Genomic DNA, 18086 nt, shown 5'->3' on the forward strand with positions numbered 1-18086 from the left:
TTTTTTCTGGGTCAAAAGTAAATAGGAAGAGTTTAACTTAAAATTAATTTTTTCTGAACGGTAAAAAAAGCAAACCGAATGGTAATTTATCTTAATTTTGTTAGAGCATTAACAGCATTTTCTGAAATAGTGAATGCTTAAAATTTTGTAAATTCAAGGTTAATTTTACAAACAATATAAATTTTAATATTATGAAAAATATATTCCTACTTGGCATTTTCGGTGCTGCTTTGGTAGTAACTTCTTGTTCTACAAAGAAACATTATACTATCTATCCAAAAAGTGGTACAAAAACCCAAGGTTATGTTGATTTTGTGCAAAAAGGAAAAGATGTGACGATGACACTTAACGCCTATAATTTGACACCAGGAGAACACGCAATCCATCTTCACGAAAAAGCGGATTGCTCTGCTACAGACGGAATGTCGACTGGTGGACACTGGAATCCAGCTGGTGCACAACACGGAAAATGGGAAACTGAGCATTTCCATATGGGTGACATCGGTAACCTAAAAGCCGACCAAAATGGTACCGCGCAATTGGTTTTCTCAACTGATAAATGGTGTATTGGATGTAGCGACGCCAGCAAAAATATTATCGGTAAAGCGATTATTATCCATGCTGACAAAGACGATTTCCATACGCAACCTACAGGTAACGCTGGTGGAAGAGTGGCATGTGTTGAGATAAAATAACAAACTAAAAGCTCCGAAAATTTTCGGAGCTTTTATATTTCGTGGCTTTGGAAAGCGTTTTCGATATGTTGTATTTCTAAAGTATCTTCTTTCGATTTTAAAACAGAAATGATATCGAATCGGACTTCCAATTCTTCATTTAATTTCTGACAATAAGCATCAGCCGCCATAATGAGAAGTTTCATTTTCTTTTTATTAACAGCCTCTTCGGGATTGATGAAATGATTGTCGCTTCTCGCTTTAACTTCAACAATTACCAAGACATTATTTTGTTTGGCTATAATGTCAACTTCGGCTTTTTGAAATCGAAAATTACGTTCCAGAACTTGATAATTTTTAGCTTCTAGAAACGCGCAAGCGGCATCTTCTGCCCGTTTTCCGAAATCATAATGCTCTGACATTTTTAAGATTTAAAAATAACCTCAGATTTTTTGCCAATATTTAATTCAACCTCGGCGCCTAGAATAATTGGTCGATTGTCGAAAATATGTCCATTCGGAAAATCGTACAAAACAGGGAAATCATAATCTTTAAGACGATGTTCGATAAGATGATAAGCAAAAGGGTCAAAAGACTCCTCAAAAGCTTTGTTTTCGGTCTCGCTGCCCATATTGGTCATTCCACCAACAATTAGTCCGCTAATGACTTTAAAAACGCCAGCCAATTCGAGGCTCATCAACATTCTGTCTAAAGCATAAAAATTTTCGCCAATATCTTCAATAAACAAGATTTTATCTTTAAAATCGAAAGAATATTTGGTTCCTAAAAGCGCATAAATTAGGGCTAAATTTCCGCCAACAATTTGAGCTTCGGCATTTCCTTTTTTGTTAAACGAATTTGATTTAAAAGTATAATCCAGTTTTTCACCTTTCAGAATATCAAAAATCAAATCATAACTTTCTTCGCTACAACCAAAAGAAGATGTCTTAATAGTTTGTCCATGGATGCTTGCAAAACCTTTCTTTAGAAGAAAACTTTGCACAGCCGTGTTATCCGAATAACCGATATACCATTTTGGATTTTTCTTAAAGTCATTCAATTTGATATGTTCCAAAAGATGTTGACAGCCATAACCGCCTCGTGTTGCCCAAATAGCTTTAATTTCGGAATCGTTAAGCGCCCAATTAATATCTTCTATTCTTTGCGCCTCGTTGCCAGCATAACTGTAACCATCTTGAAATTTTTCTAAAGCATTTTTCCCTAAAACAGGTTGATAGCCTTTAGAAACAATCAAATCCAACGTGGTCTGCAACTGGGATTCTTCAACAGAACCAGCTGGCGAAATAATCGCAATTTTATCATCTTTTTGAAGACTTTCAGGAAAAATAATGTTACTCATTTTATTTTGAACGTTTGTATTTAACTTCAGTTTTTTCGGCTTCTTCTAGCTTTTTATCAAACTGATTAAACTTCTTGAAACTTTGTAAAAATATAAAGAAACTAAAAAGTATCAGAATAACGCCAACACCTTTCCTAATAGCGTTTGCGACCTTTTGTGTCAACTTATCATGGAATTGTTTTGCTAAGAAAATTTTAGCCAAATCAATTGCCAAATATGTCCCAATAACAATCCCAATATATAGGATAAAATTGTTGGTATCCGGATATTGATTGCGAACAGAAACAACTGTCACCAACCAAAATAAGATAACGCCAACATTTAACAAATTAAGTAAAAAGCCGTTGGCAAAGGTTTTAAAATAATTTCTACCAATCATTTTCTCTTCACCTTTGATGTGCATTTTGGTTTTGGAAACCAGCATAATACAGCCATATACAAATATGAGGAGCGCCGAAATCCGGTAAAAGGAGGGATGCTTATCGATAAGTTGGACCAAATCGGCACTCGCATAATATGCAGCAACGATGCAAAGCAAATCCGCCGTTATTACGCCAAAATCCAATGCCAAAGCATGTTTGGGACCTCGCGAAAAACTGGTTTCTATTAGGAGAAAAAAGATCGGTCCTATAAAGACCAAACTTAGCATTATCCCAAGGACGATTGCATATAAAATAAGTTCTAACATAGCTTATAGTATCTTGCAAAGAAAAAGAATTTTTAATAAACCCAAACTTAATTTATAGCTTATCAAAAATTCTTTATATAAAAATTTAATCAATAATCTTGAAATCCAGCTGCTTAGCAACCAAATTAGCTTTTACAACTTTTATCTTCACTTGGTCACCCAATTGATAAGTTTTGCCACTTTTGCTACCAACGATAGCATAATTTTTGGCGTCAAAGCTATAAGAATCATCCGTTAAATCTCTTAATTTAATCATACCTTCGGCACCATTTTCAGGGATTTCTACCCAGAAGCCAAAGTCCGAAACACCAGAAATAACACCTGTGAAGAATTCACCAACGTGTTTTTCCATAAATTTAACTTGCATGTATTTGATCGATTCTCTTTCTGCCTCGGCAGCCAGACGCTCCATCGCGCTACAATGTTTCGCTTTCTCTTCCAATTCCGCAGCATCAACAGGTTTTCCACCATCTAGATAATGTTGTAACAATCGGTGTGCAATAACATCCGGATAACGACGGATTGGCGACGTAAAATGCGAATAATACTCGAATCCTAATCCGTAATGTCCAAGACTTTCGGTGGTATATTTAGCTTTGCTCATGCTTCGCATTGCCAAAGTTTCGATCATATTTTCTTCGGCTTTACCTTTAACATCTTTCAAAAGTTTGTTCATACTTTCGGTTGTTGTTTTGGTATTTGCCAAGTTCATTTTGTAACCAAAATTACCAACAAAATCGCGTAAAGCATTTAATTTGGTAGGATCTGGATCTTCGTGAACACGATATATAAAAGTATTGTTAGATGGCTCACTTCTTTTATTTAAAGACACAAATTCGGACACTTTTTTATTTGCCAAAAGCATAAATTCCTCAATCAAATGGTTGGCATCTTTACTTATTTTGAAATAAACACCAATCGGATTGCCGTCTGCATCTAGGTTAAATCGTACTTCACTTCTGTCAAAAGTAATCGCACCGTCAGCAATTCTTTCTTCACGAAGAATCTTTGCCAGATCATCAAGTTTATTGATTTCTTCTTGATAATCGCCTTCTTTGGTTTCGATACGTTCTTGCGCTTCTTCGTAAGTAAATCTTCTGTCAGAATGCGTTACTGTACGACCAAACCATTGTTTTTTAACTTTTGCTTGATCATCCAATTCGAAAACCGCAGAGAATGTATATTTGTTTTCATTAGGTCGAAGAGAACATACGCCGTTACTCAAAACCTCTGGTAACATCGGCACCACGCGGTCAACCAAATATACAGAAGTCGCTCTAGAATAAGCCTCGTCATCCAGTAAAGTCCCAGGACGAACATAATACGAAACGTCCGCAATATGAACACCAATTTGCCAATTTCCGTTATCTAATTTTTGAATGGAAAGCGCATCATCAAAATCTTTTGCATCTTTTGGATCGATGGTAAAAGTACAGATATCGCGCATATCCCAACGTCTTGCAATTTCGTCAGCTTGGATAGTGGTGTCAAGTTCGTTGGCTTCTTTTTCTACTTCTGGTGGGAAGTTATAAGGCAAACCATATTCTGCCAAAATCGCATGGATTTCGGTTTCATGTTCACCAGGTTTTCCAAGAATTTCGATGATTTCTCCTTCTGGATTTTTGCTTCCTGGCTCCCATTTTGTCATTTTAACAATCACTTTATCACCATCTTGTGCATCATGGAATTTTCCCTTTGGTACAAAAATATCGGTGTTAATGATTTTCTTATTGTCAAATACAACAAAACCAAACTCCTTGTGTGCAATATATTGGAACGTCCCAACAAAGGTATCTTTGGCACGTTCGATAACATTAAGCACCGAACCTTCCAGTTTTCTACCTTTAAAATGGTACGTGACAATCATTACCTTGTCACCTTGCAAGGCATCTTTAACATTTTTTTGATGGATAAAAATATCATCTTCGATACCTTCAACTTTAACATAAGCGTTACCACTTTGGTTAAAATCGATGATACCTGTCAAAGCACCTTCAATCTTTAGGTTAAGGATATATTTTCCTTTTTCACTTTCAATAATTTTTTCATTTGCAAGAAGACGATGCAAGGCTTGTATCACCAATTCTCGTTGTCTTGGATTTTTGTAATCGATACCATTAGCAATCTGCTTATAATTATAGATTTTGTTGGTATTCTGATTCATAAAACGAAGAATAATACGTCCTAATTCTAGGAGTTTAAGCTCGTTTTTTTGACTTTTATTTCTTTTCATAGGTTTAAAAATTAATAAACCTTAATATTTTAAGAAATACTAAGGTTTTTACAGTTAAGAACAGGCAATCTTGTTAACTCTGTTCTGATGTCTTCCGCCTTCGAAATCGGTTGTCAGAAACTTTTCTGCGATTTCCAAAGCCAGTTCTTTTGCGATAAATCTAGCAGGTAAAGCTATCATATTCGCATCGTTATGTTGTCTAGAAAGTGCTGCTATCTCTGGCATCCAAGCTAGTGCACAACGGATTTTTTGATGTTTGTTGGCTGTAATCTGTACACCTTGACCACTACCACAAATCAAAATTCCTAGGACGTTATCACCATTCTCAACCGAAGAAGCCGCAGGATGCACAAAGTCTGGATAATCTACAGAATCCAAAGAATGTGTCCCGAAATCCTGAATTTCGTATTTATCTTTCAATTGTTCTTTAAGATATTCTTTATACTCAAAACCTGCATGGTCAGCGGCGATAGCTATTTTTTTCATAATTTACTTTATATAATATTAGATAGATTTCCTACAAATTTAATATTATTCTTGTGATTGAGAATCTTTGTACAGCGAGAATCCACAAATAAAATTCCAAGAATTAATACTTTGTTAATATCTCCCACCAAAACCTGTGGAAAACTACCGAAACAATTGTGGAAAACTAAGTCGAATTTGTGTTTTTTAGTTTCAGACAAAATTCTTATTGCAATTTTAATTCCGAAAAACAATTCCCAAACTAAAAAAACTTTTGGCGAGCTAATCCTAAGATTTTCCCCAGCTGTTTTATCCAAATATATTCGATTTCAATAATTACTAGCATTTGTGGAAAACTATGTTAAAGAATTGAAAATCAAACTTAATAAATGTTAATAGAATATGAATTGAGTTTAAATTAAATGTTATCAAAAAACTTGATTTTAGTTTTCCACAAAACTCACAACTACAATATACAGTAACAATATTTCTTTCTTTTAAAAATTAAAAAAATGTTAGATAATGATTGTTGTAGCGATGTGGAATCTTTTGTGTGAAAAGTTCGTTTTTTGCTAAAGAGAAATCTTACATTTGTAATCGTTGAAACTAGTATTTCAAATATCAAACCAATCTGAAATAAATTTAATAAATACGAATGAAAACAATTAAGGATTTCAATTTTTCTGGAAAAAAAGCTTTGGTGCGTGTCGATTTTAATGTACCACAGGATGACAATCTTAATGTAACAGACAACACGAGAATTGTTGCAGTAAAACCAACTGTAGAAAAGATTCTTGCTGACGGCGGTTCTGTTATCTTGATGACGCATCTTGGTCGTCCAAAAGGTGAAGTTAATGATAAATTTTCGCTTAAGCATATTGTTTCGGAAGTTTCTAAAGTTTTAGGAAAAGAAGTTAAATTTGTGGATGAGTCTATTGGTGAAAAAGCGGAACAAGCTGCTGCAGCTTTACAAGCTGGCGAAATTCTTTTGCTTGAGAATCTTAGATTCCATGAAGAAGAGGAGAAAGGCGATGAAGCTTTTGCTGAAAAACTTTCAAAACTTGGTGATGCTTATGTTAATGATGCCTTTGGTACAGCACACAGAGCACACGCTTCAACTGCAGTAATTGCTAAGTTTTTTCCTTCAACTAGATTTTTCGGTTTGTTGATGGCTAAAGAATTAGAAGCGATTGATAAAGTTCTTAAATCTGGACAAAAACCTGTAACTGCGATTCTTGGAGGCTCAAAAGTTTCTACAAAGATTACAATTATTGAAAATATTTTACCAGCGATTGATAATTTAATTATTGGTGGTGGTATGGCATTTACTTTCATTAAAGCTTTAGGTGGAAAGATTGGAAACTCTTTGGTGGAAGATGATAAATTACAATTGGCTTTAGAAATTCTTGAGAAAGCAAAACAGCATAAAGTTGAAGTTTATTTGCCAAGTGATGTTATTATTGCAGACCAATTTAGCAATGATGCAAATACAGAGGAAGTTAATGTTTTCGAAATTCCTGAGGGTTGGATGGGATTGGATGCTGGTCATCAATCTAGAAATAAAATTAATGATGTTATCCTAAATTCTAAAACGATTCTTTGGAATGGACCAATTGGTGTTTTCGAAATGTCGAAGTTCGCTGGAGGAACTGTTGCTCTAGGTGATAGTATTGAAGAAGCGACCAAGTTAGGAGCATTTTCTTTAGTTGGTGGCGGAGACAGTGTTGCTTTTGTGAAGCAATTCGGTTATGCTGATAAGGTTAGTTATGTTTCGACAGGTGGTGGTGCAATGTTAGAAAGTTTGGAGGGATTAGAACTTCCTGGAGTTGCTGCTATTAATAAAGATTAATTTTATAAAATCATAAAAAAGTAAAACCGACAATTTTTGTCGGTTTTTTTATGTCTTAGATTTTACTAAGGACTTGGAATTTTTTTTCAAGCGATTCTCAGGAGGTTTTCTTAGTTTCAAAATTTTTGTTGGATTTTCTAAAAATTGGAAGTTTTCCACAAAAAAGTCACAAAATGCTCAAAAATCGGCTTTCAGAAATAGCTTAAAAATCGATTTTCTAAACTTTTCCGATAATATATATCAAACTCGAATATTCGCCCGAAAATGATGCTTTTATGTTAGAAATCGCTCCGCGATAACTTGCTTTTAGCCAAAAAAGGCTCGATTTTTTATATTTTTCACTCAACATAGAAATATAAAACGAGTCGAGTAGGAGAGGCTTAACTTTTTCTACTTTCCAAGAATTATTATTCATTAGCTTCAACATTCCGTTTCTTGAAAAATGAAAAACGTGTCGAGGTACATCATAGGCTGCCCAAAATTCTTTATAAAAAATCGCATCGTGCGAAGTTGGATTTGGAACTGCAATAATTAGTTTTCCGTCGGCTTTTAATTTTTTGTAAAATATAGAAAGCATCTCTTCTTGATTTTCCACGTGCTCGAAAACGTGCCAAAGTGTAATCGCATCTAATGAGTGATCTTCAATGTCATCTAGATTCGATACTAAAGTAGTCTTGCTTGTTTTTTGTTTTGCAGCATTTCTTGCATCGTCATTTGGTTCGAATCCAAAAGTTGTAAAATCATTTTCTATACATTTTACAAATTCTCCAGCACCACAACCATAGTCTAAAACTTTTTGATTTTGACCAGAATTGAGACTTTTTGAAAGTATATTTTTCTTGTAAGAAAGATTGAAACCTTGTAAAAATTTGTATAATTTTTCCTTTGCACTTCCGCTATCTTGATGGTGCGAAATGTAATCTTCGCTTTCATAATATTTTGAAAGATTCGATGGAATAGGGGAGGTTTTCCAAACACCTTTGGTTTCGGTTTCTTTTAATTCAAAAATTTCTTGGCTTAGAAAATGATCTTTTATCTTCATTAAAGTAAGATGAATCGTTTTTTTTATTTTATTTAAGTATTGTGGAATTGAAGTTATCCACAATTCCACAATCTTGTATTTCTTTGTTATTTTTGGCTTAAATAAATGTTTCACGTGAAACATTTAACAAGTTATCCACAATTTATCTCCCTAGATATACTAATAATACATTAATATCTGCTGGCGATACACCGCTGATTCTTCCCGCTTGGGCAATTGTTTTAGGCATGACTTTACTTAACTTTTGCTTCGCTTCGGATGATAAACTTGATATTTTTGTAAAGTCAAAGTCTTCAGGAATCTTGATATTTTCTAATCTATTTAGTTTAGAAACGTTTTCTTTTTCCTTTTCGATGTAACCTTTATACTTAATATTAATCTCAGCTTGTTCTCTTACTTCGTTGTTAAATTGGCTTGCAAATTCTTTAATGGCTGGGATTTCTTCCAGTTTTTCAAGCGTCATATTTGGTCTTGTAAGAATCTGTGCAGTTCTGTAAGCTTGGTCGACAGGACTAGATTCTATACTTTGTAAGATTGGATTTATGATACCAGGTTTTAAAGAAGTTTCTCGTAAAAAGTCTTCAAGTTGTTGACTTTTAGCTATTTTATCTTTAACGCGATCTAGCCTTTCTTGTGTTGCTAAACCAAGATTATATGACTTTTCAGTTAATCTAATGTCGGCATTATCTTGTCTTAAAAGTAGTCTGTATTCTGCTCTAGAAGTGAACATTCTGTATGGTTCTTCTGTGCCTTTTGTGATTAAATCATCGATTAGAACACCGATGTAAGCTTCATCTCTACTTAAAGTAAATTCTGGTTTATCTTGAACTTTTAATGCTGCATTAATTCCAGCAATTAAGCCTTGTCCTGCCGCTTCTTCGTAACCTGTTGTACCATTTATTTGTCCTGCAAAATAAAGGTTTTGAATCAACTTAGTTTCTAAGGTATGATAAAGTTGAGTAGGAGGGAAGTAATCATATTCGATTGCATAACCAGGACGGAAAACTTTTACATTTTCGAAACCTGGAATTAATTTCATAGCTTTAATTTGTACATCTTCTGGAAGTGAAGAACTGAATCCATTAACATAGATTTCGACGGTGTTCCAACCTTCTGGTTCTACGAAAAGTTGATGTCTTGTTCGCTCAGCAAATCGATTGATTTTATCCTCTATACTTGGACAATATCGGGGTCCTAAACTTTGAATAGTTCCATTAAACATTGGGCTTCTATCAAATCCAGAACGTAAAACGTCATGTACTGCTTCGTTGGTATAGACGATGTAGCAGCTTCTTTGTTCTTTAAGTTTTGGTGTGTCTAGATAAGAAAATTTTTGTGGATTTTCGTCTCCAGACTGTTCTTCCATTTTAGAATAATCCAAACTACGACCATCAACACGCGGTGGTGTACCTGTTTTCATTCTACCAGATTCGAAGCCTAAAGAAACTAATTGTTCCGTTATTCCGTAAGCTCTAGGTTCTCCCATTCGGCCACCGCCAAGTTGTTTATCTCCTACGTGGATTAATCCATTTAAGAATGTTCCATTCGTTAATACGACAGATTTTCCTCGGATTTCTATACCTAGTGAAGTGATAACACCAACGACTTTGTTATCCTCGATTATAAGGTTTTTAACCATATCTTGGAAGAAGTCTAAGTTGTCTGTGTTTTCTAAAGCAATACGCCATTCTTGTGCGAACAACATACGGTCGTTTTGTGTTCTAGGAGACCACATTGCAGGACCTTTAGATAGGTTTAGCATTTTAAATTGAATAGCAGACTTATCAGAAATAACACCAGAATAGCCACCCATAGCGTCAATTTCTCTTACGATTTGTCCTTTTGCAATTCCTCCCATTGCTGGATTACAGCTCATTTGTCCAATGGTTTGCATATTCATGGTTACCATTAATGTTTTTGAGCCTAGATTGGCAGCAGCGGCAGCGGCTTCGCAGCCTGCGTGTCCTGCACCAACGACGATAACGTCATATATGTCTGAAATCATTTTTAGTTCAGTTTAATAATAAAAAAAACAAAATGTTTCACGTGAAACATTTTTAAATTAAATATACTTTTCGGCAAATAATGCTAAGTAGAAATCTTCTTTGGAGCGCATTTCTTTTTGCTCCTCATCAGATTTATCTTTGTAACCAACAAGGTGGAGTAGGCCATGAGCGAGAACTCTTCGTAACTCTTCATCTGTTGATTTTTGCATTAGATTAGCATTGTCATTTACACGCTGCAAAGATACGAAAATGTCAGCGTTTATTGTTTTACCCTTAACCTTATCAAAAGTAATGATGTCGGTATAGTAATCGTGTTGTAGAAAATCTTGATTTATTTTTAATAAATAATCATCATCGCACAAGATATAATTAACCTTGCCAAGCTTTTTTTCTTCACCTATAATAAGCTCTTGTAACCAATCGGCATAGCTCGGTTGAATGTTGTTTTCTACGTCTTCAAAGAAAAATTGTATCATAATTTTAAAACCAGTGTCCTAATATCACACTGAAAATTCCTTTTTGTTTGTTAAGTGATTGGCTGAAATTAATTTTAATCTGTCCAAAAGGTGATTTGTAACCAACCGTGATACCTACTGAACTGTAATTAATTTTTGCGGTTTCTTCTAAATCGAAACTATCAAACATGTTTGCAAAACTAAAATTCCCAATGATGTAGTAGTTTTTATTAAATCGAAATTGCAAATCATTTGAAACATACAATTGATTATTATCATTAAGTTGTCCAAATTGATAGCCTGACATCGATTTGATATTACCTAAATTTTGTTCAAAAATCCCACCTAAACGGTATTGGTAGAAGTGGGGGATAACGTCTCCAAAACTTAAACCTCCAAACAAATTCAGACGATAAGTAAACTTCTTCGAAATTCGGAAACTCATACGAATGTCAGCTTTTGCTTGTACAGGTTTCTTTTCGAGCTCAGATGAGAAAACATCCAAAACTTTAACTTCAGTATTTAGATAAAAACCTCTTGTTGGGAAATCCTTATCATCTTGTGTATCACTTTTTATAAATGCGTAAAGATTGAGATATCTGTCCGAATTGTAATTTTGTCCAGCTGCATCTTCAGAGTCAAAATAATCAAAGCTAATACCGCCACCAAGTGCATATTTGTCCTTCCAAATCGATTGTAGATAAGCTTCATTTCGGAACCACTTCCAATCCTCAATAATGTTTTTACTTTTATTTAATAATTCATAACTCATTCCCGATGCATAAAGCCCAAAGCCTGGAATGTAGCCGTTGTCAATAAAGTAATTAAAATAATATCTAGGTTTATCTCCTACAACCAAATCAAGAGACAAATCTGTGTTTTTAAATAACAATCGTTTTGCCGAATAATTAAGCAACAAACCTGTTTTAAAAATTTCATCGTAGTGAAGACCGAACTTTATAAAGTTACGGGTGTTGTCTTCTGTAACTTGTACTTTTAAATAATTGGTTTCAGCGTTTTGAACAATATCATAATTGATAATTTTGTAGTTGTTGGTGGCGTAAAGTTTATCAATCATTTTGTTGATGCTACCATAGGTCTGCATCGACGGCGTTCGAAGTCCTAGTTTCCCTAAAACGTAGTTTTTACCATAGATTTTGCTATTTTCAAGTACAAGGCTGTCTATTTTGTAAACATTGCTGTAAATGGGGTTAATTGGGACTCTAAGACGTTCGTAGTCGCGCTTTGGAAGTTTGTTAAGAACCACTTCAAAAGTTTTTGCCGCAACATAGCCACTATCGAGAATACTTTTCTTATTGTCATAGCTCGTCGCCGTCATTCCCGATAAATCAGGTTTTATGTTGATGTCGGTATATTTATACTGTCTCTTTGTATCTCGTTGGATTCCAAAATCGATAATTTGGTTAAGGATAGAAAGCATACTTTTAAGGTCTTGTTGCTTTGCTAGACCTTGGTTAAGATCCACACCGATGACAATATCCATACCTCGATCTTTCAAAGGTTTTGAGGGATAATTGACCGTCATCGCACCATCAACATAAAGGCTGTCGCCAATCTTTACTGGCTCTAACAAAGATGGAAATGCAGAACTCGCCATAATAGATTGTACCAAATCACCTTTATCAAAGATTTGCATATTACCACTTTCTAAGTTGGTTGCGACACATAAGAACGGAATGGGCAACTTGGAGAAGTCTGTCACATTAGAAACGTTTTTAAGAAGCTCTTTCAGCATATAAACATTTCGTTGTCCTGTCGAAATAGAAGACGGAAAATTGGCTTTGCCATTTTCTAACGGAATGTTCAAAAGGTATTTGTCAACTGATTTATTAAAAAAAGTAGCATCTTTTCTTGAGGTTGGATCGGTAATTAATGAATAAAAGTCTGTATCCATCACCACTTTTTCGATGTCTTTTCCTGTATATCCAGCAGCGTAAAGTCCACCAATAATGGCGCCCATACTGGTTCCAGATACATAATCGATTTTAATTCCCAAAGAATCGATGATTTTGAGAACACCAACATGCGAAAAGCCTTTGGCACCACCGCCACTAAGTGAAAGACCAATTCTAGCATTTTTTGGAATGACTAGCGGCTCCTTAACTTGTGATTGAAACAAATTAAAACAAACAAACGCTAATAATATCCAAAAATTCTTCATTATTAATCTTTTATATATACTCTTTTTACCCGAGGCGATATCGAAGTCAAAACCTCATAAGGAATCGTGTTGCAGTAGTCTGCGAAATCCATTAAGCTTGGTTTTTCTGCAAAAATGATGACATCTTCACCTTCTTTTGCCGAAATATCTGTCACATCAACCATCAACATATCCATACAAATTGTGCCAGCAATAGGAACCAATTGATTTTGGACATTGACTTTGCCAATGCCTCTTCCAATTAACCTTGGGATACCATCCGCGTAACCAACAGGTACAGTAGCTATTTTTGATTCATGATCAGCTTTAAAACGTCTTCCGTAACCAACTGTTTCTCCAATGTCTATATCGGAAATTTGCGAAATAACCGTTTTGAAACTCACCGCACTTTGCAATTTTTTTTGAATTTCTTCGTTGTACGCAATTCCCATCATACCAATACCAATTCTGACCATATCGTATTGACTATCAGTATAATTAAGAATTCCTGATGAATTAAGAATATGGCGAATTGGTTGATAACCTAGTAAATTTACTAAATTATCAGAAAGTCTTTTGAATGTTTCTAGCTGAAATTCAACGTATTGTTTTTCTTCGGGCATATCCGCAGTAGCGAGATGGCTAAAAACACTTTGTATTTTGACATTGTTTTCTTTAACAAAATCGACCAACTGAGGAATTTCATTTTCTTTGAAACCCAATCGATGCATACCTGTTTCCAGCTTGATATGGATTGGATATTTCTCTGTAATACCAAGCTTTTTCAACTCTTGACAGAATAGTTCCAAAACGCGGAAACTGTAGATTTCTGGCTCTAGATTGTACTCAATAACAGTTCTATAGCTGTGTTGCTCCGGATTCATCACAATAATCGGAGTCGTGATGCCTTTTTTTCTTAAATCGGCGCCTTCGTCAGCAACAGCAACGCCCAGATAATCAATATGATGATGTTGAAGAAATTCTGAAATTTCAAAACTTCCTAATCCATAAGCATTAGCTTTAACCATTGCCATCATTTTGGTTTCTGGTTTCAAAAGCGATTTATGAACATTGATGTTATGAAGAAGAGCATTAAGATTAATCTCTAATCGTGTTTCGTGTTTTCTTAATTCTAAAATTTCTTTGATGCGTTCGACTTCAAATTTCCGAGCACCTTTTAATAGAATTAATTGATTTTCAATATCTTCAAAGACTTTACTTTCTATGAAACTTTCGGTTGAATCAAAACAATAAGCTTTTGCTTTTAATGATTTAACAAAATTTGTAATTTGATTGCCTATCAAGAAAACTTGCTCAAAATTTTGCTCGTTCACCAAGTCCATAACTTCTTTGTAGAAACTAGGATTGTGAGAATCTGAATCTACAAAATCAGTTAAAACCAAAGACTTTTTCGCTTTGTTATATTCCTGAACAAACTGAAAAGCTATTTTAAGTGAATCTAAATCTAGATTGTACGAATCATTGATAATCAGATTATTACGAATACCTTCGATACTTTCCAAACGCATTTCAATCGCTTGTAGTGCATTTATTTTTTCTAAAATTTTTGAGTTTGAGAAACCAAGCTCTTTTAAAACTGCAATTAAAGCTAAAGCATTGCACAAAGTCGCTTCATCACGCGTACTTGCTTCAAAATCGATTTCATCATCAAAAACTTTAACCTTTACAAATTCTTGACGGTTTTTATAATCATTAAGAATATGGATATCGTTATTTGATTTAAAACCAAAACTAATTAATTTTTTACTTGAATAAAGATTATTTATTTTATTAACAACCAAATCTTTATCACCGTTGTAAATTATCGTTTTCGAATGTTTGAAAAGCTTTATTTTCTCGTCGATAAGATTTACTTCATCGTCGAAATTTGCAGAATGTGCAGAACCTATATAAGTCAAAACACCAATGTTGGGATGGAAGATTTCTTCCTGCAATTCCATTTCATTGGGTTTAGAAATTCCAACTTCGAAAATTCCGAGTTCAGAACTAGCATTTATTTGTAGTAAAGAGAGTGGAAGTCCAATTTGAGAATTAAAACTTTTTGGACTTTTTACGGTTTGGTATTCATTCCAAAGACTTTGATAAAGCCATTCTTTAAGAATAGTTTTACCATTACTTCCCGTAATTCCGATACTTTTTATGTAAGAATTTTCGAAATGATATTTAGCAAGTTGCCTCAAGAATTGCAAGCTATTCTTTACAATAATCCACGTAATATTAGGATTGTCAGATGTTTTTTTCTCACTGATAATAACATCGATGCCTTTTTCGATTGCCGTTTCGATATAATTCTCACCAGAATTTTTGCTCGAATTGATGGCGATAAAGGCTGTGTTTTTTGTAGAATAGATACTTCGACTGTCAAAAGCAATATTTTTGACAACCAATTTTGGATTACCAATCAATTCAGAATTGGTAAAAAATGCAAGTTCTTGAGTTGTATATTTCATTTTTTTGTGGAATCATTATTTTGACTCCTGATTATTTTTTGACAGAACTTCGTCAATGAAAACCCGTCTGCTAACCGCTTCGTAGCTTTCAGTTTCACCAAGTTCAACAATGTCTTTACCATGAGAAATCCTCATCGAATAGTTCGCAAGGTTTCCGGTTCTTTTGCAAATAGCGTGCACTTTTGTAACATATTCCGCAGTTGCCATAAGATTTGGCATTGGACCAAAAGGTCGTCCAAGGAAATCCATATCGAGACCTGCAATGACCACTCTGGTGCCAGTATTTGCCAATTGGTTTGCAACTTCGACGATGCCTTCGTCAAAAAATTGCGCTTCGTCGATGCCCACAACATCACAATGCGAGCCTAGAAGCAGAATCTCGTTAGAAGAATCCACTGCTGTACTCGGAATTTTGTTGTGATTATGCGATACAACATCTTCATCCGAATATCGTGTATCGATTTTCGGTTTAAAAATTTCCACTGTTTGTCCGGCCATTTCGGCGCGTCGTAATCTGCGAATCAACTCTTCTGTTTTGCCAGAAAACATCGATCCACAAATAACTTCCATCCAACCACTCTGTTTAGAATGATTTATTGTATTTTCTAAAAACATTCTTTAATTTAGCAATTCATATAAGCCAAAATTTTCAAGGATTCTTTACTTCAATTTTTGAAGTTTCGAAAGCTGAGATTTGACTTATAAATAAGTTTCAAAATTACGAAAAAGATAATTAGATTGTTATGAATGGGCTGCAAGAAATCCAAGACGAGTTGTTTCTTGATATTCAAAATATTATTGAAGAATTAAACGAAATTTCTTCGATTGATGACCTTCTTCAAAAGGAAAATTTGATCAAAGAACTGTCAGAGAAAGCAACTTTTTTAAAATTAAGTGAAGCATTTGGACTAAACCATATTTTGCAAAAATCTCAAATTGTTCCAGCAATTGTACATGAGGAAATTGTAAAGCCGGAGGAAGTTTCTCAAGAAGAAATTGTCTCTGAGCCAAGTTTTGTTGAAAATGCAACTGATGAAGAGGAGGAAGAAAAAGATGATGATTTGGATTTAATCGACAATCAAATTTTAGCAGAAGCACATCAAGAAGAACTTGTCGAAGTTGAAGATAATGAACTTCATGAGGATATTGATGAAGAATTTGAAACGCAGGATGACCATCTCGACTTATCGGATAACGAAATGTTCAAAGAAGATGATGTTGAAGAGTTGCCCGAAGTTGTTGACGAAAAGCTAGAAGAACCAGCAGAGTTTCTAAATAAGGAAAGTCAATTTTCTTTTGCGATGAGTCATGGCAACGAAAGTCCAACAGAAGAACCTAAAGTTGAGGAGCCAAGTTTGGTTTCTGAAATTTCGGTTTCTGAAGATAAAATCGAAGATAGTTCGACGGAAAGTATTTCTCACATAACTGACACAGTTACAGAGGAAAAATTGGAAGAGCCTGAAGTTATTCATAACGTGGTTTCTGAAGAAAAATCTGAGGAGAAACCTGTTGAAAAAATCGTTGAGGAATCTCAAGAATCTAAATTTAATGATAGAGATTCTGATACTTCCGAAGATGCTCAAAATGCTAAAAAAATCAAATTATCAAATATTAAAGGCATTAGCAAGACATTGTTTGATGATGATCCTTTAGAGCGAATTCACACTACAGAATCTGCTTCTGAGGATAAAAATATTGGTAGTCTTGGCAGAAATAATATGCCGACAGATTATATGGAAGCGCCAAAACCAAAACCAGAATTCCGTTTGGATTTGAATGATAAAATCGCGTTTACCCAACATTTATTCAAAAATAGTCAAGTTGAACTTAACCAAGTGATTCATAAACTGAACGAATTCGACAATTTGGATGCTGCCAAAGAATTTTTAAGTGATCTATATTATCACAAAAATTGGGAAAAAGCAGATAGTTATGCGCAACGTCTTTGGACTTTGGTAGAAAATAGATTTGTGTAATGTCGGGCATTTTATACTTTGTTCCGACGCCAGTTGGGAATTTGGAAGACATGACTTTTCGAGCGATTAAAGTTCTAAAAGAAGTCGATTATATTTTATGTGAAGATACCAGAACTTCTGGTGTTTTGCTAAAGCATTATGAAATAGCTAAACCGTTGAAATCCTATCACTTGCATAACGAGCATCAAGCTACGGAAAAGGTGATTCAGGATTTACAAAATGGTCAAAATATTGCCATTATCACAGATGCAGGAACGCCTGGGATTTCGGATCCTGGATATTTGTTGGCAAAAGCTGGCGCAGATAACGATATCGAAATGATTTGTTTGCCTGGAGCAACGGCCTTTGTTCCGGCTTTGGTTGTTTCGGGATTGCCGAATCACGATTTTTATTTTGCTGGTTTTTTACCCCAGAAAAAAGGTCGTCAAACCAAATTAAAGCAACTTGCCGAGGAGAAAAAAACCATTATTCTTTACGAAAGTCCGCATAAGATTAACACAACTTTGGAACAGATAAAGGAGTTCTTCGGCGAAGAAACCAAAGTGAGTCTTAGTCGTGAGATTTCCAAAAAGTTTGAAGAGACTAAACGCGGAACAATCAACGAGTTAATTGAATTCTCCAAAAGCAAAACTTTAAAAGGTGAGATTGTGTTGATTGTTAATAATATTTTTTGAGTTAATTTTTTCGCAACAAAAGATGTTTATAT

Annotated in this window: 15 protein-coding genes; 4 read left to right on the top strand and 11 right to left on the bottom strand. The window is 34.6% G+C overall.

The window, feature by feature from the left end; genetic code table 11:
• The first annotated feature begins 191 nt into the window (after nt 1–191).
• Nucleotides 192–695 carry a superoxide dismutase family protein gene (locus Q1V95_RS10335; protein ID WP_300673427.1) on the top strand — a complete coding sequence of 168 codons (504 nt, stop codon included), beginning with the start codon at nt 192–194 and terminating at the stop codon, nt 693–695.
• Nucleotides 696–727: 32 nt separating this feature from the next.
• On the opposite strand, the gene Q1V95_RS10340 is transcribed toward Q1V95_RS10335, so the two are convergent.
• The 5 genes from Q1V95_RS10340 to rpiB form a co-directional block, all read right to left on the bottom strand.
• On the bottom strand, nt 728–1096 hold the full coding sequence (locus Q1V95_RS10340) for a YraN family protein (protein WP_300673429.1): 369 nt from the start codon (nt 1094–1096) through the stop codon (nt 728–730).
• Between the two features lie 2 nt (nt 1097–1098).
• Nucleotides 1099–2034, bottom strand: coding sequence for an LD-carboxypeptidase (locus Q1V95_RS10345; RefSeq protein ID WP_300673431.1), 936 nt, complete (start codon nt 2032–2034; stop codon nt 1099–1101).
• A gap of 1 nt (nt 2035) precedes the next feature.
• Nucleotides 2036–2722 carry a LysE family transporter gene (locus Q1V95_RS10350; RefSeq protein WP_300673434.1) on the bottom strand — a complete coding sequence of 229 codons (687 nt, stop codon included), beginning with the start codon at nt 2720–2722 and terminating at the stop codon, nt 2036–2038.
• Nucleotides 2723–2807: 85 nt separating this feature from the next.
• Entirely contained in the window at nt 2808–4955 is a 2148-nt protein-coding gene (rnr, locus tag Q1V95_RS10355) for a ribonuclease R (RefSeq protein ID WP_300673436.1), read from the bottom strand.
• A gap of 54 nt (nt 4956–5009) precedes the next feature.
• A complete protein-coding gene (rpiB, locus tag Q1V95_RS10360; RefSeq protein ID WP_300673438.1) occupies nt 5010–5441 on the bottom strand; it encodes a ribose 5-phosphate isomerase B in 432 nt (143 codons plus the stop codon).
• Nucleotides 5442–6075: 634 nt separating this feature from the next.
• On the opposite strand from rpiB, the gene Q1V95_RS10365 reads away from it, so the two are divergent.
• A complete protein-coding gene (locus tag Q1V95_RS10365; protein WP_300673441.1) occupies nt 6076–7269 on the top strand; it encodes a phosphoglycerate kinase in 1194 nt (397 codons plus the stop codon).
• Between the two features lie 217 nt (nt 7270–7486).
• Here the strand turns inward: Q1V95_RS10365 and Q1V95_RS10370 are convergent, their stop codons facing one another.
• The 6 genes from Q1V95_RS10370 to Q1V95_RS10395 form a co-directional block, all read right to left on the bottom strand.
• Entirely contained in the window at nt 7487–8311 is an 825-nt protein-coding gene (locus Q1V95_RS10370) for a class I SAM-dependent methyltransferase (protein ID WP_300673601.1), read from the bottom strand.
• A 142-nt stretch (nt 8312–8453) separates the two neighbouring features.
• The gene (gene mnmG, locus Q1V95_RS10375) at nt 8454–10316 is read right to left on the bottom strand and encodes a tRNA uridine-5-carboxymethylaminomethyl(34) synthesis enzyme MnmG (RefSeq protein WP_300673443.1); all 1863 of its coding nucleotides are present in this window, start codon (nt 10314–10316) and stop codon (nt 8454–8456) included.
• Nucleotides 10317–10373: 57 nt separating this feature from the next.
• Nucleotides 10374–10793 carry an rRNA maturation RNase YbeY gene (gene ybeY / locus Q1V95_RS10380; protein WP_300673446.1) on the bottom strand — a complete coding sequence of 140 codons (420 nt, stop codon included), beginning with the start codon at nt 10791–10793 and terminating at the stop codon, nt 10374–10376.
• Between the two features lie 4 nt (nt 10794–10797).
• A complete protein-coding gene (locus Q1V95_RS10385; RefSeq protein WP_300673448.1) occupies nt 10798–12954 on the bottom strand; it encodes a patatin-like phospholipase family protein in 2157 nt (718 codons plus the stop codon).
• A gap of 2 nt (nt 12955–12956) precedes the next feature.
• On the bottom strand, nt 12957–15404 hold the full coding sequence (locus Q1V95_RS10390; RefSeq protein ID WP_300673450.1) for a bifunctional UDP-N-acetylmuramoyl-tripeptide:D-alanyl-D-alanine ligase/alanine racemase: 2448 nt from the start codon (nt 15402–15404) through the stop codon (nt 12957–12959).
• A 15-nt stretch (nt 15405–15419) separates the two neighbouring features.
• Nucleotides 15420–16019 (bottom strand): thymidine kinase, encoded by a 600-nt coding sequence (locus Q1V95_RS10395; protein WP_300673452.1) that lies wholly within the window; start codon nt 16017–16019, stop codon nt 15420–15422.
• 128 nt (nt 16020–16147) lie between these two features.
• Here Q1V95_RS10395 and Q1V95_RS10400 point away from each other — a divergent pair, with 128 nt between their 5' ends.
• Both Q1V95_RS10400 and rsmI read left to right on the top strand, forming a co-directional pair.
• A complete protein-coding gene (locus Q1V95_RS10400) occupies nt 16148–17380 on the top strand; it encodes a hypothetical protein (RefSeq protein ID WP_300673455.1) in 1233 nt (410 codons plus the stop codon).
• Complete coding sequence (gene rsmI, locus Q1V95_RS10405) at nt 17380–18054, top strand: 16S rRNA (cytidine(1402)-2'-O)-methyltransferase (protein WP_300673457.1); 675 nt, start codon at nt 17380–17382, stop codon at nt 18052–18054. Before Q1V95_RS10400 ends, rsmI begins: the two co-directional genes overlap by 1 nt.
• Nucleotides 18055–18086: the final 32 nt, after the last annotated feature.

This window comes from Soonwooa sp. (assembly GCF_030151385.1).
In the GTDB taxonomy this organism is placed as follows: domain Bacteria; phylum Bacteroidota; class Bacteroidia; order Flavobacteriales; family Weeksellaceae; genus Soonwooa.